Annotated in this window: 20 protein-coding genes; 12 read left to right on the plus strand and 8 right to left on the minus strand. The window is 74.8% G+C overall.

Annotation, left to right across the window (positions count from 1 at the left end):
- Positions 1 to 68 precede the first annotated feature (68 nt).
- The 5 genes from AMOR_RS17925 (at position 69) to AMOR_RS17945 (ending at position 4010) form a co-directional block, all read left to right on the plus strand.
- Positions 69 to 269: a hypothetical protein gene (locus AMOR_RS17925; RefSeq protein WP_248352987.1), complete on the plus strand. Its 201-nt coding sequence runs from the start codon at positions 69 to 71 to the stop codon at positions 267 to 269.
- Positions 270 to 440: 171 nt separating this feature from the next.
- The gene (locus AMOR_RS17930; RefSeq protein ID WP_248352989.1) at positions 441 to 1592 is read left to right on the plus strand and encodes a CgeB family protein; all 1152 of its coding nucleotides are present in this window, start codon (positions 441 to 443) and stop codon (positions 1590 to 1592) included.
- Positions 1592 to 2356, plus strand: a complete 765-nt coding sequence (locus AMOR_RS17935; protein WP_318653814.1) for a sugar phosphate nucleotidyltransferase — start codon at positions 1592 to 1594, stop codon at positions 2354 to 2356. Before AMOR_RS17930 ends, AMOR_RS17935 begins: the two co-directional genes overlap by 1 nt.
- Positions 2353 to 3129 carry a TIGR04290 family methyltransferase gene (locus tag AMOR_RS17940; RefSeq protein ID WP_248352990.1) on the plus strand — a complete coding sequence of 259 codons (777 nt, stop codon included), beginning with the start codon at positions 2353 to 2355 and terminating at the stop codon, positions 3127 to 3129. Before AMOR_RS17935 ends, AMOR_RS17940 begins: the two co-directional genes overlap by 4 nt.
- 11 nt (positions 3130 to 3140) lie before the next feature.
- Positions 3141 to 4010, plus strand: a complete 870-nt coding sequence (locus tag AMOR_RS17945; protein WP_248362552.1) for a glycoside hydrolase 5 family protein — start codon at positions 3141 to 3143, stop codon at positions 4008 to 4010.
- Between the two features lie 61 nt (positions 4011 to 4071).
- On the opposite strand, the gene AMOR_RS17950 is transcribed toward AMOR_RS17945, so the two are convergent.
- Positions 4072 to 4767 carry a hypothetical protein gene (locus AMOR_RS17950; RefSeq protein WP_248352991.1) on the minus strand — a complete coding sequence of 232 codons (696 nt, stop codon included), beginning with the start codon at positions 4765 to 4767 and terminating at the stop codon, positions 4072 to 4074.
- Positions 4768 to 4946: 179 nt separating this feature from the next.
- On the opposite strand from AMOR_RS17950, the gene AMOR_RS17955 reads away from it, so the two are divergent.
- The 4 genes from AMOR_RS17955 to AMOR_RS17970 all read left to right on the plus strand — a co-directional run bounded on the left by AMOR_RS17955 (position 4947) and on the right by AMOR_RS17970 (position 7501).
- On the plus strand, positions 4947 to 5459 hold the full coding sequence (locus AMOR_RS17955; RefSeq protein WP_248352992.1) for an OmpA family protein: 513 nt from the start codon (positions 4947 to 4949) through the stop codon (positions 5457 to 5459).
- 110 nt (positions 5460 to 5569) lie between these two features.
- Positions 5570 to 6436 (plus strand): hypothetical protein, encoded by an 867-nt coding sequence (locus tag AMOR_RS17960; protein WP_248352993.1) that lies wholly within the window; start codon positions 5570 to 5572, stop codon positions 6434 to 6436.
- A gap of 22 nt (positions 6437 to 6458) precedes the next feature.
- A complete protein-coding gene (locus AMOR_RS17965; RefSeq protein ID WP_248352994.1) occupies positions 6459 to 6785 on the plus strand; it encodes a hypothetical protein in 327 nt (108 codons plus the stop codon).
- Positions 6782 to 7501 (plus strand): hypothetical protein, encoded by a 720-nt coding sequence (locus tag AMOR_RS17970; protein ID WP_248352995.1) that lies wholly within the window; start codon positions 6782 to 6784, stop codon positions 7499 to 7501. The genes AMOR_RS17965 and AMOR_RS17970 overlap by 4 nt, the downstream gene beginning before the upstream one ends.
- Positions 7502 to 7512: 11 nt before the next feature.
- Here AMOR_RS17970 and AMOR_RS17975 read toward each other — a convergent pair whose 3' ends face one another.
- Genes AMOR_RS17975 through AMOR_RS18000 form a run of 6 tightly spaced genes read right to left on the minus strand, consistent with a single transcriptional unit; the run spans position 7513 to position 13536 of the window.
- Positions 7513 to 8439: an RDD family protein gene (locus AMOR_RS17975; RefSeq protein WP_248352997.1), complete on the minus strand. Its 927-nt coding sequence runs from the start codon at positions 8437 to 8439 to the stop codon at positions 7513 to 7515.
- Positions 8436 to 9431, minus strand: coding sequence for a stage II sporulation protein M (locus AMOR_RS17980; RefSeq protein ID WP_248352998.1), 996 nt, complete (start codon positions 9429 to 9431; stop codon positions 8436 to 8438). The genes AMOR_RS17975 and AMOR_RS17980 overlap by 4 nt, the downstream gene beginning before the upstream one ends.
- Positions 9428 to 10741 carry a DUF58 domain-containing protein gene (locus AMOR_RS17985; protein ID WP_248352999.1) on the minus strand — a complete coding sequence of 438 codons (1314 nt, stop codon included), beginning with the start codon at positions 10739 to 10741 and terminating at the stop codon, positions 9428 to 9430. Before AMOR_RS17985 ends, AMOR_RS17980 begins: the two co-directional genes overlap by 4 nt.
- Positions 10738 to 11694, minus strand: a complete 957-nt coding sequence (locus tag AMOR_RS17990; protein ID WP_248353000.1) for an AAA family ATPase — start codon at positions 11692 to 11694, stop codon at positions 10738 to 10740. Before AMOR_RS17990 ends, AMOR_RS17985 begins: the two co-directional genes overlap by 4 nt.
- Positions 11648 to 12910, minus strand: a complete 1263-nt coding sequence (locus AMOR_RS17995) for a DUF4350 domain-containing protein (RefSeq protein WP_248353001.1) — start codon at positions 12908 to 12910, stop codon at positions 11648 to 11650. The genes AMOR_RS17990 and AMOR_RS17995 overlap by 47 nt, the downstream gene beginning before the upstream one ends.
- Positions 12907 to 13536 carry a DUF4129 domain-containing protein gene (locus AMOR_RS18000; protein ID WP_248353002.1) on the minus strand — a complete coding sequence of 210 codons (630 nt, stop codon included), beginning with the start codon at positions 13534 to 13536 and terminating at the stop codon, positions 12907 to 12909. The genes AMOR_RS17995 and AMOR_RS18000 overlap by 4 nt, the downstream gene beginning before the upstream one ends.
- Positions 13537 to 13664: 128 nt before the next feature.
- Here AMOR_RS18000 and AMOR_RS18005 point away from each other — a divergent pair, with 128 nt between their 5' ends.
- The 3 genes from AMOR_RS18005 (at position 13665) to AMOR_RS18015 (ending at position 15937) form a co-directional block, all read left to right on the plus strand.
- Entirely contained in the window at positions 13665 to 14087 is a 423-nt protein-coding gene (locus AMOR_RS18005; RefSeq protein ID WP_248353003.1) for an NfeD family protein, read from the plus strand.
- A gap of 34 nt (positions 14088 to 14121) precedes the next feature.
- Positions 14122 to 15147 carry an SPFH domain-containing protein gene (locus AMOR_RS18010; RefSeq protein ID WP_248353005.1) on the plus strand — a complete coding sequence of 342 codons (1026 nt, stop codon included), beginning with the start codon at positions 14122 to 14124 and terminating at the stop codon, positions 15145 to 15147.
- A gap of 100 nt (positions 15148 to 15247) precedes the next feature.
- Positions 15248 to 15937, plus strand: a complete 690-nt coding sequence (locus AMOR_RS18015) for a DUF4142 domain-containing protein (RefSeq protein ID WP_248353007.1) — start codon at positions 15248 to 15250, stop codon at positions 15935 to 15937.
- A gap of 20 nt (positions 15938 to 15957) precedes the next feature.
- Here AMOR_RS18015 and AMOR_RS18020 read toward each other — a convergent pair whose 3' ends face one another.
- Positions 15958 to 16782, minus strand: a complete 825-nt coding sequence (locus tag AMOR_RS18020) for a tetratricopeptide repeat protein (protein ID WP_248353009.1) — start codon at positions 16780 to 16782, stop codon at positions 15958 to 15960.
- Positions 16783 to 16796 lie beyond the last annotated feature (14 nt).

Consider the following 16796-nt stretch of genomic DNA (forward strand, 5'->3'; position numbering starts at 1 on the left):
CCCCGAAGGTCCGTGCTCCGGGGCGCCGGCGGGTCCATGCTGCCCGCCGGGGGCCCGGAGGACCGATCATGGCGGACAGCACGATGGGCGGCGGCGGGCTGCAGCCGAGCGGAGAGACGCTGCGCCGCGCGATGCGGTGGCTCGACGATCGCGCCCAGGACGATCCGCGCCTCGACCGCGCCCGCGCCGTCGGCGAGGCCGCGGTCCGGTTCGACCTGACGCCGCTCGAGGAGGACTTCCTCCTCCGCGAGTGGGCCAGCCGCCGGTAGGCCGCATCGCGCGCTCCGGTAGCCCGCCGGGCGAGCGCGCGCTCCACCTCTCGGAAACCTCTCGCCGCACTTCCGGCCTCCGCCCCCCAGGGCTCACGGCGTCGCCGGTACGCGCCCTAGCTTTCCCGGAGGGGGCCGCCGCTCCGCGCGGCCGGGAGGGGGCACGGGATCGTGCGGCTCGTGGTGTTCGGGCTGACAGTCAGCTCGTCGTGGGGAAACGGCCATGCCACGTTGTGGCGTGGCCTCGCCGCCGCGCTGGCCCGGCGGGGCCACGAGCTCGTCTTCTTCGAGAGGGACCAGCCGTGGTACGCGGCGCACCGGGACGCCCCGGCGCTCGCGGGCGGGGACCTCGTGCTCTACCGCGACCTCGGCGACGTGCGGGCGCGCGCCGAGGCGGAGCTTGCCGGCGCGGACGTGGCGATGGTCACGTCGTACTGCCCCGACGCGCTCGTGGCCACCGCGCTCGTCCTCGCGGCGCGCGCGCCCGTCAAGGCGTTCTACGACCTGGACACCGGCGTCACCGTGGAGCGCGCCCGCGCCGGCGCGCCGGTCGAGTGGCTCGGGCCGCGCGGCCTCCGCGACTTCGACCTCGTGCTCTCGTTCACGGGGGGGCGCGCCCTCTCGGCGCTCAGGGACCTGCTCGGCGCGCGGAGGGCGGCCCCGCTCCACGGCTCCGTCGATCCCGCCGTTCACCGGCCCGCGGGGCCGCGGCCGGAGCTCGCCGGGGACGTCTCGTACCTCGGCACCTACGCGGCGTCCCGGCAGGCGGCGCTCGAGGCGCTGTTCGTCCGCCCCGCGGAGCGCCTCGCGGACGGAACGTTCGTGCTCGCCGGCTCGATGTACGACGGTGCGTTCCCGTGGCGCGACAACATCCGCTACGTCCGCCACCTCGAGCCGGCGCTCCACGCGTCGTTCTTCTGCTCCTCCCCGCTCACGGTGTCGGTGACGCGTGCCGAGATGGCGGCGCTCGGCCACTGCCCGTCGGGACGCCTCTTCGAGGCGGCCGCGTGCGGCGTCCCGGTGCTGTCCGACTGGTTCGAGGGGCTGGACGCATTCTTCACCCCCGGGCGCGAGATCCTGGTGGCGCGGACCACCGACGAGGCGATCGAGGCGATCCGGCTGCCGCGCGAGACGCTCCGGCGCATGGGCGCGCGCGCCCGCGAGCGCGCGCTCGACGAGCACACCGCGGACGCGCGGGCACGGGAGCTCGTCGCGCGGTGCGAGCAGGCGGCGCGCCGCGACCGGGACCACGACGGCGACCGCGTCCCGGGACGACGCGAGCGCGACACACCGTCCCGGCCGACCGACGGAGGAGTCTCCTGATGTGGGGCATCGTTCCTGCGGCGGGGGTCGGGAGCCGCATCCAGCCGCTCGCCTTCTCGAAGGAGCTCCTCCCGGTGGGGAGCCGGCTCGTGGACGGGACGGAGCGCCCGCGCGCCGTCTCGGAGTACCTCGTCGAGCGCATGATCCGGGCGGGCGCGGACCGCCTCTGCTTCGTCATCTCGCCGGGGAAGTCCGACATCGTCGAGTACTTCGGCGGGAACGTCGCGGGAGCGCGCATCTGCTACGTGGTGCAGCCGCAGCCCGCGGGGCTCTGCGACGCGCTCTTCCGGGCACTCCCGTTCATCGCCCCGGAGGAGGAGATCCTCGTCGGCCTGCCGGACACGGTGTGGTTCCCCGTGGACGGGTTCCGGGCGCTCCCCGCGGGGCTGTCGTTCCTGCTCTTCCCCGTGGCGCGGCCGGAGCTGTTCGACGCGGTGATCGCGGATGCCGGCGGCCGCGTGGAAGAGATCGAGGTGAAGGTCGAGCGCCCGCGGACCGGGTGGATCTGGGGCGGGTTCAGGCTCACCGGCGCGATCCTCGCGGAGCTGCACGCGCTCTTCGAGGAGCGCGGGCGGAAGGACGCGTACGTCGGGACGCTGGTGAACGCGTGGATCGGCCGGGGCGGGGTCGCGCGCGCGGTCCGGGCCGGGCAGGCGTACGTGGACGTCGGGACGCTGCACGGGTACCACGAGGCGCTCGCGCTCCTGCGGGAGCTGGGGCGGCCCACGACGCCGGACGGCGGCGCGCCGGGGGTGACGGGATGAGCATGACGCGGGAGGAGATCGAGGCGCGCGTGCGCGCGCTCTCGCCCTGGTTCCACAACCTCGATCTGGGCGGCGTACGCACGGCGCCGGATCACTTCCTCGGCGACTATCCCGCCATGGTCTGGCGCGCGATCGCGCCGGCCCTGCCGCAGGATCTCTCCGGGAGGTCGGTGCTCGACATCGGCTGCAACGCCGGCTTCTTCTCGCTCGAGATGAAGCAGCGCGGCGCAGCGCGGGTCCTCGGCGTCGACTTCGATCCGCGCTACCTCGAGCAGGCGCGGCTCGCGGCGGACGTCGCCGGGCTCGACGTCGAGTTCCGCGAGCTCTCCGTGTACGACGTCGCGCGTCTCGGCGGAGAGCGGTTCGACGTCGTGCTCTTCATGGGCGTCCTCTACCACCTCCGGCACCCGCTCCTCGCCCTCGACCTGCTCCGCGCGCACGTCGCCCCGGAGCTGCTCGTGTTCCAGAGCATGATCCGCGGCAGCCAGGGCCGGTTCCCCGCGGCGCCCGACTATCCGTTCGAGGAGCGCGAGGTGTTCGATCACCCGTCGTGGCCGAAGCTCCACTTCATCGAGCGGAAGTACGCGAACGACGAGACGAACTGGTGGGTGCCGAACCGCGCCTGCGTCGAGGCGATGCTCCGCTCGGCCGGCTTCGCGCCGTCGCCGGTCGCGGGCACGGAGGTGTACCTGTGCCGGCTCGCGGAGCCGGATCCGTTCGGGGGGCCGGTCTACCCCGCGCGCGAAGGCCGCTCCGGCGGAGGTGCCCCGTGATCGAGGCGGTGATGCTCTGGAACGAGCCGAACAACCTCTCGCACTGGGACTTCCAGCTCGACCCCGAGTGGAAGCAGTTCTCCGCGATGGTCCGGCTCGCCGGCGAGGCCGTGCGCGCGGAGCGCCCCGGGCTGACCCGCGTCCTCGGCGGGACGTCGCCGATCGACGCGAGCTTCCTGAAGCTCGTCGGCTCGCACGGCGCGCTCGACGAGGTCGACGCGGTGGCGATCCACGGCTTCCCCCTCGACTGGAACCACTGGCAGATCCACGAGTGGCCGTCGCGCCTCGCCGAGATCACCGCGACCGTGCGCCACCCCGTCTGGATCTCGGAGGTCGGCGTCTCGTCGTTCGGGGCGGAGGAGGTGCAGGACTGGGGCCTCGGCCGCACCGCGGAGCTCCTCCTCGGGCGCGCGCCGCGGATCCACTGGTACAGCCTCTTCGACCTGCCGCGCGCGTGGCCGGCGACGACGCGTCACCGGGAGGCGGAGGGCTCGTCCTACTACCGGCACTTCTACATGGGGCTCGTCCGCGAGGACGGGACGCCGAAGCCGGCGCTCCGGCGCTTCGCGCGCCACGCGCCCGGGCTCGGGATCTGCCAGTGGTTCCACTTCGAGGATCACCGGCTCGACGCCGGGGTGAAGTGGCTCGAGGAGCTCGGCGTGAAGCACCTGCGCACGGGGCTCTCCTGGGCGGACAGCTACCGGCCGGGCTGGGAGGCCTGGTTCGACCGCCAGATGAAGGCGCTCGAGCCGTTCGAGGTCACGGTGACGTTCTGCTTCACCCCCGAGCACCGCGGGATCCGGCCGCACCACACGAGCCCCCCTCGGCAGCCCGAGGAGTACGCGGACTTCTGCGCCCGGATGGTGCGGCGGTACGGATAGGCGGAGGAGGCGTCAGGCCCCGGCGCGTCGATCGAGCCCGGGGCACACGCCCGGCGTGACGCTAGCGGTTCCGGCCGCGCCCGCCGGAGCGGCCGCCGCCCTTCCGCCCGGCGCTGGAGCGCCGTGACGTCCCGCGGCTGCCCTTCGTGCCGGTCCGGCTGCGGGACCCGCCCTTCGTGCCGCGCCCGGTCGAGCCGCGGCCCGAGGTCGACCCGCGGCGCGTCCCCGCCGTCCGGGCCGCCATCGCGCCCGACGCCTGCCGCCGGCCCGACGTCCCGCGCCGCGACGTCGTACGGGTGGACGCGCCACGCCGGGTGGTCTTCCCGCGCGAGCCCGTCTTCCGCGCCCCGCGGCCGGTGCTCCGGCCGCGCGTGCCCGACGTCCGCCGGGCCCGCATCGTGCCGCCGCCGCGGGAGCCGCCGGCCCGCTCCGCCCGCCGGGACGTCTTTCGTCCCTGCGCGCGCGCCTGGGCGGTCTCGCGGCCCACCAGCTTGTTGAAGCTCGACCGCTGCCCGCGCGCGGTCGTCTCCTCGTAGACGAACGCGAGGTTCGCGTCGTCGAACTTCTGGAACCACTCGTCCCACGAGATCGGCTCGAGCTTGCCCTCGCCGCTGTAACCCGGGAAGTCGATGCGGATGATGCCGGTCTGATCGCCCCGCGCGGTGGAGGCCACCTGCGTCGGCGTCCCGCCCCGCTCCTCTGCCCACCGGCGGATCGTGTCGTGATCCGTGGTGGTGCTCGAAACTCGCTGTGCCATGTCGGGTACCTCCGTGAACGCGTACATCCTGCGCACCGGGGCTGGCCGGCGGGAGCCCGGTCGCACGCGCCGCGCGCCGGCGCTGCCGGCGTGCGCGCACCGGGAGGCGAGGTCGTGGTTGCGCGCGGCGAGCGGGGGCTGCACCATGCGCGCGAACCTCTCGATCGGAGCCCATCGAAATGCGCATCGCCATCGTGACCGCCCTCGCCCTCGCCGCCCTCCCCGCCGCCTCGCGCGCGCAGAACCCCTGGGACGCCGCCAAGAACGTCGCCGGTCGGGCCACCGTGGGGAAGCTCGAGCAGGAGATCAACAAGCGCCTCCTCGACGAAGGGCACAAGAACCAGTGCTCCTTCAAGACGGACACGGACGTGCTCGCGCCCGGATGCGACGCGAAGATGAAGCGGCTCGCGAACGCGCTCATCGACGCGAAGAAGAAGCTCGACTCGTCCGGGGTGAAGAACTTCAAGTTCGTCGTCTCCGGCCACACCGACACGAGCGGCTCCGCCGCGCACAACAAGGAGCTGTCGGCGAAGCGCGCCGCCGTCGTCGAGAAGGATCTGGTCGCGAAGGGCGTCCCCCGCGACGAGATCGAGTCGGTCGGGATGGGCTCGGAGCGGCCCCTCGTGAAGCCGGACGATACGCCGGCGAAGAAGGCGAAGAACCGGCGCTACGAGGTCCAGGTCCGGCTGTAGCGTCGTCCCCACATCCGACCACCCGGCGCGCCTCTCCGCCGGGTGGTTTTCGCGGCGCGAGCGGCGCAGCGGTCGCGCTATGCTCCCGCCGCACGCAGAGGGGGCCTCGCATGTCACAGCCGGACGAGCAGCCGCTACCGACGACGCTCGTCCGGCCGTCGCCGTACGAGGCGCCCCTGCCGGCGGCGGCGTACGCCGCGGCGGCAGGGTTCACCGCCGGCGAGGTGATCGGGAAGACGCTCAAGGCGTGGTGGAAGAACGTCGTCCCGTTCACGATCCTGTCGGTCGTCACGATGGCGCCGGTGGTGGTCTGGCTCGTGGACTTCCAGCGGAGCCTCCTCGCGGCGCAGGCCGATCCCGCTTCGTTCTACCGCGACGGGTTCGGCCGGTTCCTCGGCGGGTTCGGCGTCGTCTGGGTCGTCTCGATGCTGCTCTACGTCGTCGCCCTCGGGGCGATGACGCGCGGGACGTTCGGCTACCTGCGCGGGGAGCGGGTGTCGTTCGGGGCGATGCTCACGACCGGGTTCGGTCGCGGCCTCCCGGTCGTCGCGCTGGCGCTCGTGGCCTGGATCGCGATCATGTTCGCGTCCATCCTGCTCGTGTTCCCCGGGATCATGCTGGCCTGCGCGTGGGCTGCGTCCGTGCCCGCCGCGGTGGTCGAGCGGATCGGCCCGTTCCAGGCGCTGTCGCGGAGCGCCGAGCTGACCCGCGGCGTGCGGTGGAAGGTCTTCGCTGCGTTCCTCGCGCTCTTCGGCGTGCTGTGGGGGCTCTCCATGGGCGTGCAGCTCGCGGCGAGCGCGTTCGCGGTGCTCGCGCTCCCGGCCGAGCACGCGCCGATGGGCACGCTCGTCGTGAGCCAGCTCGGCACGGCGCTCTTCTCGTGCATCCCGTCGGTGGGGTGCGCGGTCACCTACCACGAGCTCCGCGCGGCGCGAGAGGGGCTCGACACGGCGCAGCTCGCCTCGGTGTTCGAGTAGGTCCAGCTCCGGAGGGGATCGCATGGAACGCTTCTCGCCCGGCGCGGTGCTCGGCCGGAGCTTCTCGCTGTGGGGGAAGCACTTCGTTCCCTTCACGCTCGTCGGCGTCTTCCTGGTTGGCGCGGTGCTCCTCGTGTTCATGATCGCCGTGGCCGCCGGCAGCTACGCGGCGATCGGGCTCGGCGGCGAGGCGGCCGGCGTCTCGCCAGGCCTGCTCGGCGCCGTCCAGCAGGCCCTCCTCGAGGTCGGCGCCACGCCGATGGCGATCGCTCTCGCGGTCGCGTACCACGACCTCCGCGTCCTGAAGGAGGGCGTCGACACCGCGCAGGTCGCGGTGGTGTTCGAGTGACGGCGCCGGCGCTCTCGCCGGGGCGGCTCGCCGGCGTGACGCTCGCGCTCTGGGCGCGCCAGCTGCCCGCCTTCGTCGTCCTCGCTGCGCTCGCGTGGGGGGTGTTCATCGCCACCCTCGCCGTTGCCGAGTGGACCTTCGTGATCGCCGTCGCCCTCGTCTCGACGCTGCACGCCGGCGGAGTCGCCGCCGCGGCGCTCCAGGGACTCCGCGACGGCAGCAGCCGGGTGCCCGCCGGCTTCCGCGCGGCCTGGGCCGTCCTGCGGCGCGCGCCGTCCGTCGTCGCGATCGGCGTCCTGTCCGCCGCCGCCGTGCTCGTCGGGTCCGCCGCGCTCGTCGTGCCCGGGATCGCGGTGGCGGCCGCGCTCGCGCCGGCGCTGCCGATCGCCCTCGGTGAGGGGGCTGGGCCGCTCCGCGCCCTCGCCCGGAGCGTCGAGCTCACGCGAGGGCACCGCGTCGGCGTGGCGCTCGGGCAGCTGCTCCTCGGGGTCGTCGCCGCGGTCCTCTCGCTGGGGGTTCGCGCGTGCGCGGATGCGATCCCGGACGGCGCGCTGCCGCGGGGGGCCGCGAGCGACGTCGTGTTCTGGGGCGTCGTGCCGGTACTCGTCCTGACCGCGCTGACCCTGCCGTTCGTCGGCGCCACCGTGGCGTACCGCGCGCTCGTGGCCGCGAAGGAGGCGCCAACCGCCGCGGCCCTCGAGGTGGTGTTCGAGTAGCCCGGCGCCTCTCAGGCGCCACGATCGTGCTTGCTCTCGCGGCGCTTCCCGAGCAGGAGCCTCCGCTCGAGCCGCCCCCGCAGCGCCGCGTAGAACGCCTCTAGGAACGGCGCGTCGGGCACGGCGGGCCCGTCCCACTGGAGCTTCTGCCGGATCTTCGCGGCAACGGTCCGGACTGAGTCGGCGTGGCCCGGCGTGCCCCGGCCGCGGAGCACCTGCTCGAGCACCTGCAGCTCGTAGACGCCGTACACGTCGAGCTGCGCGTCGCTGAACGGGATGGCCGCGGCGGCCGCGGCGGGCCGGGCGGCCGAGAGGTCCTCGAGCAGCACCGCGTCCGGCGTGCGCACCACCACCGTCCCCGCGACGAGATCGCCGACCCGCAGCCGATCCCGGTTGAAGAGCGGGAGGAGCCCGAAGAGGAGCATCCACACGAGCGCGGCGAGCCGCGCCCAGCCGGGCGCGCCCGGGAAGACCGCCTCCGGCGCGAAGAGCGCGATCACCGGCAGGAAGATCTCGAGCTCGCGGGTGAGGTTCCGCGCGATGATCGCCTCGGCAGAGAGGGGGCCGCCCCGGGCGTCGATGGCGCGCAGGCGGAGCCGCCGCTTGCCGGGCGTCTGCCCCTGCCAGGTCAGCTCGAAGTACGCGAAGTAGAACGTGCGGACGAGGAACCAGGCGAGGATCAGGATCGCGCCGGCGAGGTCTCCGCCGACGGAAACGCCGGACCAGGCGAGCCCGCCCAGGACGAGGCCGGTGGCGAGCAGGATCCCCGCCATGATGAGCTGGTCGAGGAGGAACGCCGCGGCGCGGTCGCCCGCGAGGGCGACGGTGAACCGGATCGGCACGCCCTCGGGGGTCACGATCTCCTTCGCGCGCGCCTCGGCCGCCGAGAGGGCCGGCGGCGCGGCGGGGGCGGGCGGCGCGGCGGGGCGGGTGCTCATCGGTCCGCCCTCCCGGAGGTGAACAGGTAGGCGTAGAGGACGCCGAGCGACCCGAGGGCCACGGCGTACCGGACCGGCACCGCGTGCACGAGCTGGCGGAAGAGGCCCTCGACGAGCGCCGCGCAGAAGAAGAGCGCGACCGCGCCGAGCGCCAGCACGCCGGCGTCGCGGCCGCGCCGGGCGAGGCCGGCGAGCCGCTCCTCGCGGCCGGGGAACACGAGGGCCTGACCGATGGCGAGCCCCGCGGCGCCGCAGAGCGCGACGGCGGTGAGCTCGGTGATCCCGTGCGGCAGGATCCAGCCCCAGAAGTCGAGGGACAGGCCGCGGGAGTGGTAGAGCGCGCCGAAGGCGCCGAGCACGAGGCCGTTGGAGAAGAGGAGGAGGCCCGCCGGGACCGCGCCCGCGAAGCCGATGGCGAAGCAGAGGAGGCCGACGCGCGCGTTGTTCGAGAAGAGGAACATCGCGAACGTCTTGAGCATGCGCGCGGCGCCCTCGTCGTGCGCGTACAGCACCTCCCGCAGCGACTCGGTGGAGGACGCGGGGCCGCGGCCCTGCGCGTAGGCCGCGTCCACGAAGGCGTAGAACCGCTCCGGGTCGGCGCGCGTGAGGGCGAACCCCGCGACCGCGCCCGCGAGGATCAGCGCCCAGGAGACGAGGAGGTGCCAGCGGTGCGCCCGGACGGCGCGCGGGAACCGCCGGACGAAGAAGTCGGCCAGCGCGTCGCGCAGGTGCCGCCGCGTCCCGTACACCGCGAGGTAGGAGCGGCCGCAGAGCGACTCGAGGTAGTCGAGGACGTTGCGGTCGAGGGAGATCGCCCGCGCCACCGACAGGGACGACAGCGCCGCCCGGTAGAGCGCCGGGAGGCGCGCCAGCGCGCGCGGGTCCAGCGCGCCGACCCCGCCCTTCTCCACCGCCGCCACGAGCGCCTCCAGCTCGCGCCAGCTCGCCTCGCGCTCGGCCCGGAACGCCGCGCTCTTGAGCGCCACGGTCACGCGATCTGCTCCCGGCGCTTGATGTCGAGGTAACGGTTCACGAGCTGCGCCGAGACCTGTCCCGGCGCCGCGTCCACGCACTGGATCCCCATCCGCCGCAGGCGCGCGAGGACCCGCTCGCGCTCGCGCACGAAGTCGGCGGCGACGACCGACCGGTACACGTCCCCGACCCGGTGCGGCGCGGCGAGCGCCGCCGCGTCGAGCCCGGGGTCGCGGAGCGAGACGAACACGACGAGCTGGCGGCGGGCGAGGCGCGAGAGGTTCTCGATCATGAGCTCAGCGGTCACGGTGTCCACGAACTCGGTGAACACGACGACGAGCGAGCGGCGCCGCAGCCGGGTGGAGAGCTCGGCGAGGCCCAGCGTGAAGTTGGTCTCCTCGGTCGAGTAGGCGAGCTGGGCCGAGAGCGTCTGCAGGCGCGCGAACGACCCGAGCCCGCCCTGCGGCTCCGCCCAGGCGCGCGCGGCGCGATCGAACGCGTACAGCCCCACCCGGTCGCCGAGCCGGAGGCTCACGTAGGCGAGGAGCAGCGCGGAGGAGACCGCGTGATCGAGGCGCGGCACGCCCTCCAGCGGCTCGGCGACGAGGTGGCCGGTGTCCAGCGCGAGGACGACCTGGTGGTTCCGCTCGGCGCGGAACTCCTGGCAGAGCAGCTCGCGGTGGCGCGCCGAGGCCTTCCAGGAGATCGCGCGCGGGTCGAGGCCGGGCACGTACTCGACGAGCGCCTCGAACTCGGAGCCGTCGCCGAGGAAGCGCTCCACCTGGACGCCGGCGGAGAGCTCGCGCGCGCCGAAGTAGCGGAACGCCGCGGCGCGCACGGGACGGAGGTTCGGCACGACCGAGATGGCCCGCGCGACCTCGACGCGGCGCCGCCGCCCGGCGAGGCCGAGCGGCCCCTGCCAGCGCAGCCAGAGCGCGTCGACCGTCGGCCGGCCGCGCCGGCGGGCGAGCAGCGGGATCTCGAGCTCCGCCCGGCCGTCCGGGCCCGGCTGGATCCCGCGCACGGGCTGCGGGGCGAGATCCGCGTGCAGGTCGGCGAGCACCTCGAGCGCCCTCGCGCCGCGGACCCCGGCGATCGAGACGCGCGCCGCCCCGGCCTCCCCGATGGGGAGCTGGCCGGGCACGTCGATCTCCATCGAGACGCCGCGCGGCGCCGGGGCGAGGAGCGCGTCGAGCCCGATCGCGATGGCGGAGAGCGCCGCCGCGACGAGCCAGAGCCCCCACAGGCGCGGGTGCACGAGCGCCGGCAGGAGGGCGACGGGGAAGCCGGCGGCCACGAGCGCGACGGCCCTGGGGGTCGGGTAGATCACCGCGGCGCCCCGACCTCCTCGACGACCCGGGCCACCGCCTGGTCCGCGGTGAGCCCCTCGATCTCCGCGCCCGGCGCGAGGACGACCCGGTGCCGGAGGACCGGGAGCGCGAGCGCCTTCACGTCGTCCGGGATCACGAAGCCGCGCCCCTGGATGGCCGCGTGGGCGCGGGCCGCGGTGGCGAGCATGTTCGCCGCGCGCGGCGACGCCCCGCAGAGCAGGGCGGGCCGGCCGCGGGTCGCGCGGACGAGGTCCACCACGTAGTCCACGATGGGCTCCTCGAGCCGGATCCCCGCCACCGTCCGGCGCATCGCGAGCAGGTCCTCGAGGCCCGCCACCGGCTCGATGCCGAACTCGGAGATGGGCGGCGTCGCGGTCCGGTGGCCGTGGACGCGGACCATGTCCCGCTCCTCGTCGCGCGCCGGGTACCCGACGCTGATCTTGAACAGGAAGCGATCGAGCTGGGCCTCGGGGAGCGGGTAGGTGCCCTCCTGCTCGATGGGGTTCTGGGTCGCGAGCACCATGAACCCGCCCGACAGCGTGTGCGTCTTCCCGTCGATGGTGACGGCGCGCTCCTGCATCGCCTGGAGGAGCGCGGCCTGGGTCTTCGGCGGCGTACGGTTGATCTCGTCCGCGACGAGCACGTCGGTGAAGATCGGCCCCTTCGTGAGGACGAACGCGTTCGTCCGGAAGTCGAAGAGGTTCGTGCCGATCACGTCGCCCGGCATGAGGTCGGGGGTGAACTGGATGCGGCTGAAGCCGACGCCCAGCGCCGCCGCGAAGGCGCGCGCGAGGAGCGTCTTGGCGGTGCCCGGGACGCCCTCGACGAGGACGTGCCCGTCGGAGAGGAGCGCCACGAGCATCAGGTCGAGGGCCCGGTCCTGGCCGACGACGACCTTGTGGACCTCAGCCCTGAGCCGCGCGGTCGCGTCCCGGATCGTCTGCAGCTCCATGCGTCATCTCCTGTCGGAAGCGGTGGATGGCCTGCGCCGCGCGCACGGTCTCCGCCTCGGCGCCGTGGCGTGCGTCCTCGATCTTGCGGACCCGCTCCTCGATCATGCGGAGGTCGCGGGTGCGGCCGCGGGCCGCCGCGATCCGGGCGAGCCACGCGTCCGGCGCTCCCGGCTCGCCCGGCGGCCGGAGCCGCGCCACGATGTCGTCCTTCGCGGCGCGGAGGTACGCGGCGGCGGCGTGCCGGAGGTGGCCGCCGTGCCGGAGCAGCTCGGCGGTGTTCTCCACCAGGAAGGCCTTCCCGGGGGCGAGCGCGGGCGGCGGGGGGCGAGGCCGGCCGAAGCGGACCAGGGCCGCCCACGCGAGCAGGCCCGCCACGAGGAGCGCCTGCAGCGTCGCGAGCACCAGCGGGAAGCGGAGCAGCTCGCGGACGAGCGACGGCTGCTCCTCGTTGCCGTGGAGCGTCTCGTCGACGATCAGCGGCCGCTCCCCGGCGCCGAGGCGCTCCGCGAGGCGTATGGCGAGGAGCGCGTTGTCGCCCCGGCCGAGCCCGTGCGTCTCGAGGACGTCGGGATCCGCGACGACGATGGTGCGCCAGCCCTCTCCCGCGAGCTCGCCCGCGAGCATGCCGTCGTCGGACTCGACGAGCGGCGCGAGCCGCTTCGAGCGCAGGAGCTGCGGCGCGTCCAGCGCGGGCGCGGGGAGGGGGCCGCGCCAGGCGGCGATGGAATGGTCGGGGCGGACGACCTCGGAGTCGAGCTCGAGCGCGTCGACGACGCGCTGCGCCTCCGAGAGCGGCTCGAGGGAGGCGTGGGCGATCCAGCGGCGCTGCAGGGGATCCGGGGCGGCGGCGCGCTTCGGCAGCACCACGAGGAGCCGCCGCGCGGCCCGATCGATGGCGACCAGGGTCTCGGTGCGGGCGCCGTGCTCGCCGTCCTCGATCCGAGGCTCGAGCACCGCGACGACCGCGCCGTCCTGCGCCTTGTCGGCGGTCCGGTGGCGCGACACGATCACCGGGACGCCCACCTCCCGCAGGAGCGCGAGGTAGGCGCGGTGGCCTACGGCGGACGGGCTCCACGCGTCGGCGAGCGCGGTCGGCGGGTCCGAGATCGCGTCCCCGAACACCCCGAGGAACCCCGCGGCGAGCAGCGACGCGAGGGCGACGCCGCCGACGGCGAGCGCGCCGCGGCGCGTGAACGGACCGTCGACGGCGCTCACGCGGCGCTCCGGTACGTCTCGAGGAAGGCGTGGAACCGGTCGAGGCACGCGCGGTAGTCCGCCTCGCCCGGCTCCGCGCCGCCGAAGTGCGAGACCTCCACCGCCACGACGAGGCCCGCGAGCGCGTCCCGCGCGCGCGCCGGCAGCGCCACCCGCTCGACGATCTCGCGCGACGTGAGCGACGGCGCGAGGCGCGCGGCGCGGGAGAGCGCCGCGAGCGTGTCGAGGAGGAGCGCGTGGATGGCGGCGCCGTACCGGCCGGCGGTGGCGAGCGCCTCGGCCGAGCCGATGGGGATGGCGATCGGCGCGGCGGTGGCGGCCGCCTCGCGCACCTCGACGTCCCCCGGCGCGCGGCGGAGCCGCCGGGCCGCCCAGGTCCCGACGAGGACGAGGAGGACCGCCAGCCCGGCCCAGCCGAGGACGCGGAGCAGGGCCGCGAGGCCGGAGAGGGGGAGGTCGAGGCGGGGCGGCGGCGGGGCGTCCGGGAGCGCCCGCTGGTACTCGCGGCTCGACAGGATCCGTGCGGCGCGGTCGCGCACGGCCGCGGGGTCGGCGGCCCGGCCCGGCTCCGGAGCCCCGGGCGCGGCGGCGACGAGAGCGGCCACGATCCCGGCGAGGAACGGCATCGGGAGGAGGGTAGAACGGGGCGTCACGGCCGCACAAGCACGTCCTGCCGGCCCGGCGGCAGCGCGCCGCTCCCGCCGCGCGAGGCGGGGGTGGTAGGATCCCCGCGTCTCCTGGGAGGCTCGCGACGATGGACTGGTGGCTCTGGGTGCTCGGCGGGCTCGCCCTGCTCGTGCTCGAGATGGTGACGCCGGGCGGCCTGTTCGCGCTGTTCTTCGGCATCGGGGCGCTGTGCGTCGCGCCGCTCGCGGCGCTGGGCGTCGGCGACGTGTGGCAGTGGCTCGCCTTCACCGCGATCTCGCTCGTGCTCCTCGCGACGCTGCGGAACCGGCTCGTCGAGCGGCTCGAGCGGAGGCCGCCGGCCGTCGTCGACGGCCTGGTCGGAGAGGAGGCGGTGCTCCTCGAGGACGTCGCCGCGGGCGGGCACGGCAAGGCCGAGCTGCGGGGCGTCCCGTGGTCCGTCCGGATCGCCTCCGGGATCCCGCTCCGCGCCGGCCAGCGCTGCCGCGTCGAGCGGGTCGACGGTCTCGTCCTGTGGCTCCGCGCCGAGTGAGGCGCGCCTCGTCTCTCGCCGGAAGGGAACCTCCATGGAATCGTTCAGCGCCGCGCTCGTGATCGCCGTCGTCCTCGCGATCTTCGCGATCCTCGTGGTCGTGAAGACCGCGGTGGTGGTCCCCCAGCAGAACGCGTACGTCGTCGAGCGGCTCGGCCGCTTCTACGGCGTGCTCGACGCGGGGTTCCACATCCTCCTGCCGTTCATCGACGCCATCCGGTACCGGCACACGCTGAAGGAGCAGGCGCTCGACATCCCGGAGCAGGTCTGCATCACCAAGGACAACGTGCAGGTCGCGGTCGACGGCATCCTCTACCTGAAGGTGCTCGATCCGCAGCGCGCCTCCTACGGCATCGCCGACTACTACTACGCCATCAGCCAGCTCGCGCAGACCGCGCTCCGCAGCGAGATCGGCAAGATCGACCTCGACCGGACGTTCGAGGAGCGGTCGCACATCAACGGCATGGTCATCACCGAGCTCGACAAGGCCACCGGGCCGTGGGGCGTGAAGGTCCTCCGCTACGAGATCAAGAACATCACGCCGCCCCGCGACGTCCTCGCCGCGATGGAGAAGCAGATGCGCGCGGAGCGGGAGAAGCGCGCCGTCATCCTCGCGTCGGAGGGCGAGCGCGACGCCGCCATCAACAGCGCCGAGGGCAAGAAGCAGCAGGTCATCAAGGCGTCCGAGGCGTCGCGGCAGCAGCAGATCAACGAGGCCGAGGGCCAGGCGCAGGCGATCCTGGCGATCTCGAGCGCGACGGCGGACGGCCTCCGGAAGGTGGCGGAGGCGATCAGCGCGCAGGGCGGCATCGAGGCGGTGCAGCTCCGCGTGGCCGAGCAGTACGTCGAGCAGTTCGGCAACCTCGCCAAGGTGAACAACACCGTCATCCTCCCGGCGACGCTGTCGGACGTCGGCTCCATGATCGCCGCCGCCATGAACGTGCTGCGCACCGCGGCGCCGCAGGCGGAGCCGGTCCGGAACACCATCGCCGCCCCGCCGCGCGGCGCCGCTCCGCCGCTGCCCCCGCGCCCCCCGCCCCCCGGGCGCCCGGTCCCCTGATCGCGCCCGCGGGCATCGCCCGCCGCTTCCTCCTCCGGCCGGCCCGCGCTGCACCCGCGCGGAGCCGGCCGCATCTTTTCGAGCGGGAGGGACTCACGACATGACGAAGACCAGCTACCGCTTGCTCGTCGCGGCCGGAGCGGCCGCGCTGACGCTCGGCGGCACGGCGCGCGCGCAGTCGACGCCGCCCGGTACGCCGCCGCCCCGCACCGTGCCCCAGCCGGCTCCCGCGCCGCCGACGTCGACGCCACCCGCGCCGACCCCGCCGAGCGCGCAGCCGGGCGGCACCGGCTCCGCCGGCCCGAACGGCCAGATCTCCGCGGACGACCTCCGCGGGAAGCTCGGGCCGCTCCACGCGCGGAACGCGGGCTACCGCGACGCCGGCAAGCTCGCAGCCGAGCGGGGCAACAACCCGCAGGTGAAGTCGCTCGGCAGCAAGATGCAGCAGGACTACCAGAAGCTCGACGACGACCTGACGAAGCTCGCGAAGGAGCGCGGGTTCGACATCGGCAACGTGGGGCAGGCGGACACGGCCGCGAAGGACGCGGTGCTCACGCGCCTGCGCGGCGAGTCCGGCGACCAGTTCGACACCGACTTCATCCACGAGATGATCCAGGACCTCGAGGCGGACGTCGCCTCGACCAAGCAGATGCGCGAGTCGACGCCGGGCAAGGACGCCCGCGTGAAGAAGTGGCTGGACGACGCCGAGAACGTGATGGAGGACCACCTCAACCAGGCGCGCGCCGCGAAGGTCACCATCGACAAGGCGCGGGGTCAGGCGAAGCGGTGACGCGACGGCGGTGCGGGGGGCTACCCCCGCACCAGCCGCCGGTACGCGGCGAGGTGCCGGAGCGCGTCGGCCTTCCGGCCGAGCCGCTCGAGGAGGCGAGCGAGGTTGTGGTGCGCGTCGGCGAGGCCGGCGTCCGCCTCGACGGCGCGGGCGTACGCGAGGAGCGCCTCGTCGAGGAGCCCCTGATCCTCCAGGGCGACGCCGAGGTTGAACGCCGCCGTCGCCCGGTGGGCCGGGTCGGCGAGGGCGCGCCGGTAGTGGTACTCCGCGGCGCGCGGGTCGCCGCCCTCGTGCAGGAGGCGCCCGAGGTTCAGGTGCGCTCCCGGGTGATCGGGCTCGAGGTCGAGCGCCTCGCGGTAGGCCTCGCGCGCCTCTGCGGGCGCGCCGTCCTCGAGATCGCAGCCCCACTGGTACCAGGACTCTGCGTCGAGCTTCCCCGGCGCGCGCTTGCGGGCCGCGGCGCGGACGAGCGGCGCCACGCGCCGGGCGAGGTCGCTCACGTCGAAGTCGAGGAGCACCTGGCCGGACTCCGGCGCCCAGCGCGCGCCGCCGTCCTGCACGACCACCTCCTCGCCCTCCGCGGCGACGTGGACCGAGGCGAGGGACCGGCCGGCCGGCAGCTGCTCGCGGAGCTGGCGGAGAGCGCGCCGGACCCGCGCCGCGGGGAGCTGCGCGTGGACGAGCCCGGCCGCGGCGCGGAGCAGGACGAGATCCTGGAACGAGAAGCGGAGCTCGTTGCGGGGGCCCCGGCGCGCATCCACGAACCCGGCGCGCGCGAATCGCCGGACCTCGTCCACCGAGAGGCCGAGCATCCGGGCGACGTCCTGGGCGCGGTAGCCCCACATTCGCGCCCGAGGTT

It is taken from the genome of Anaeromyxobacter oryzae (assembly GCF_023169945.1).
Classification (GTDB): Bacteria; Myxococcota; Myxococcia; order Myxococcales; family Anaeromyxobacteraceae; genus Anaeromyxobacter; species Anaeromyxobacter oryzae.

Coding starts and splice junctions, on each gene's coding strand:
- AMOR_RS17925 (WP_248352987.1), top strand. CDS start 69: ATGGCGGACAGCACGATGGGCGGCGGCGGGCTGCAGCCGAGCGGAGAG.
- AMOR_RS17935 (WP_318653814.1), top strand. CDS start 1,592: ATGTGGGGCATCGTTCCTGCGGCGGGGGTCGGGAGCCGCATCCAGCCG.
- AMOR_RS17940 (WP_248352990.1), top strand. CDS start 2,353: ATGAGCATGACGCGGGAGGAGATCGAGGCGCGCGTGCGCGCGCTCTCG.
- AMOR_RS17945 (WP_248362552.1), top strand. CDS start 3,141: ATGCTCTGGAACGAGCCGAACAACCTCTCGCACTGGGACTTCCAGCTC.
- AMOR_RS17950 (WP_248352991.1), bottom strand. CDS start 4,767: ATGGCACAGCGAGTTTCGAGCACCACCACGGATCACGACACGATCCGC.
- AMOR_RS17955 (WP_248352992.1), top strand. CDS start 4,947: ATGCGCATCGCCATCGTGACCGCCCTCGCCCTCGCCGCCCTCCCCGCC.
- AMOR_RS17960 (WP_248352993.1), top strand. CDS start 5,570: ATGTCACAGCCGGACGAGCAGCCGCTACCGACGACGCTCGTCCGGCCG.
- AMOR_RS17965 (WP_248352994.1), top strand. CDS start 6,459: ATGGAACGCTTCTCGCCCGGCGCGGTGCTCGGCCGGAGCTTCTCGCTG.
- AMOR_RS17975 (WP_248352997.1), bottom strand. CDS start 8,439: ATGAGCACCCGCCCCGCCGCGCCGCCCGCCCCCGCCGCGCCGCCGGCC.
- AMOR_RS17990 (WP_248353000.1), bottom strand. CDS start 11,694: ATGGAGCTGCAGACGATCCGGGACGCGACCGCGCGGCTCAGGGCTGAG.
- AMOR_RS18000 (WP_248353002.1), bottom strand. CDS start 13,536: ATGCCGTTCCTCGCCGGGATCGTGGCCGCTCTCGTCGCCGCCGCGCCC.
- AMOR_RS18005 (WP_248353003.1), top strand. CDS start 13,665: ATGGACTGGTGGCTCTGGGTGCTCGGCGGGCTCGCCCTGCTCGTGCTC.
- AMOR_RS18010 (WP_248353005.1), top strand. CDS start 14,122: ATGGAATCGTTCAGCGCCGCGCTCGTGATCGCCGTCGTCCTCGCGATC.
- AMOR_RS18015 (WP_248353007.1), top strand. CDS start 15,248: ATGACGAAGACCAGCTACCGCTTGCTCGTCGCGGCCGGAGCGGCCGCG.
- AMOR_RS18020 (WP_248353009.1), bottom strand. CDS start 16,782: ATGTGGGGCTACCGCGCCCAGGACGTCGCCCGGATGCTCGGCCTCTCG.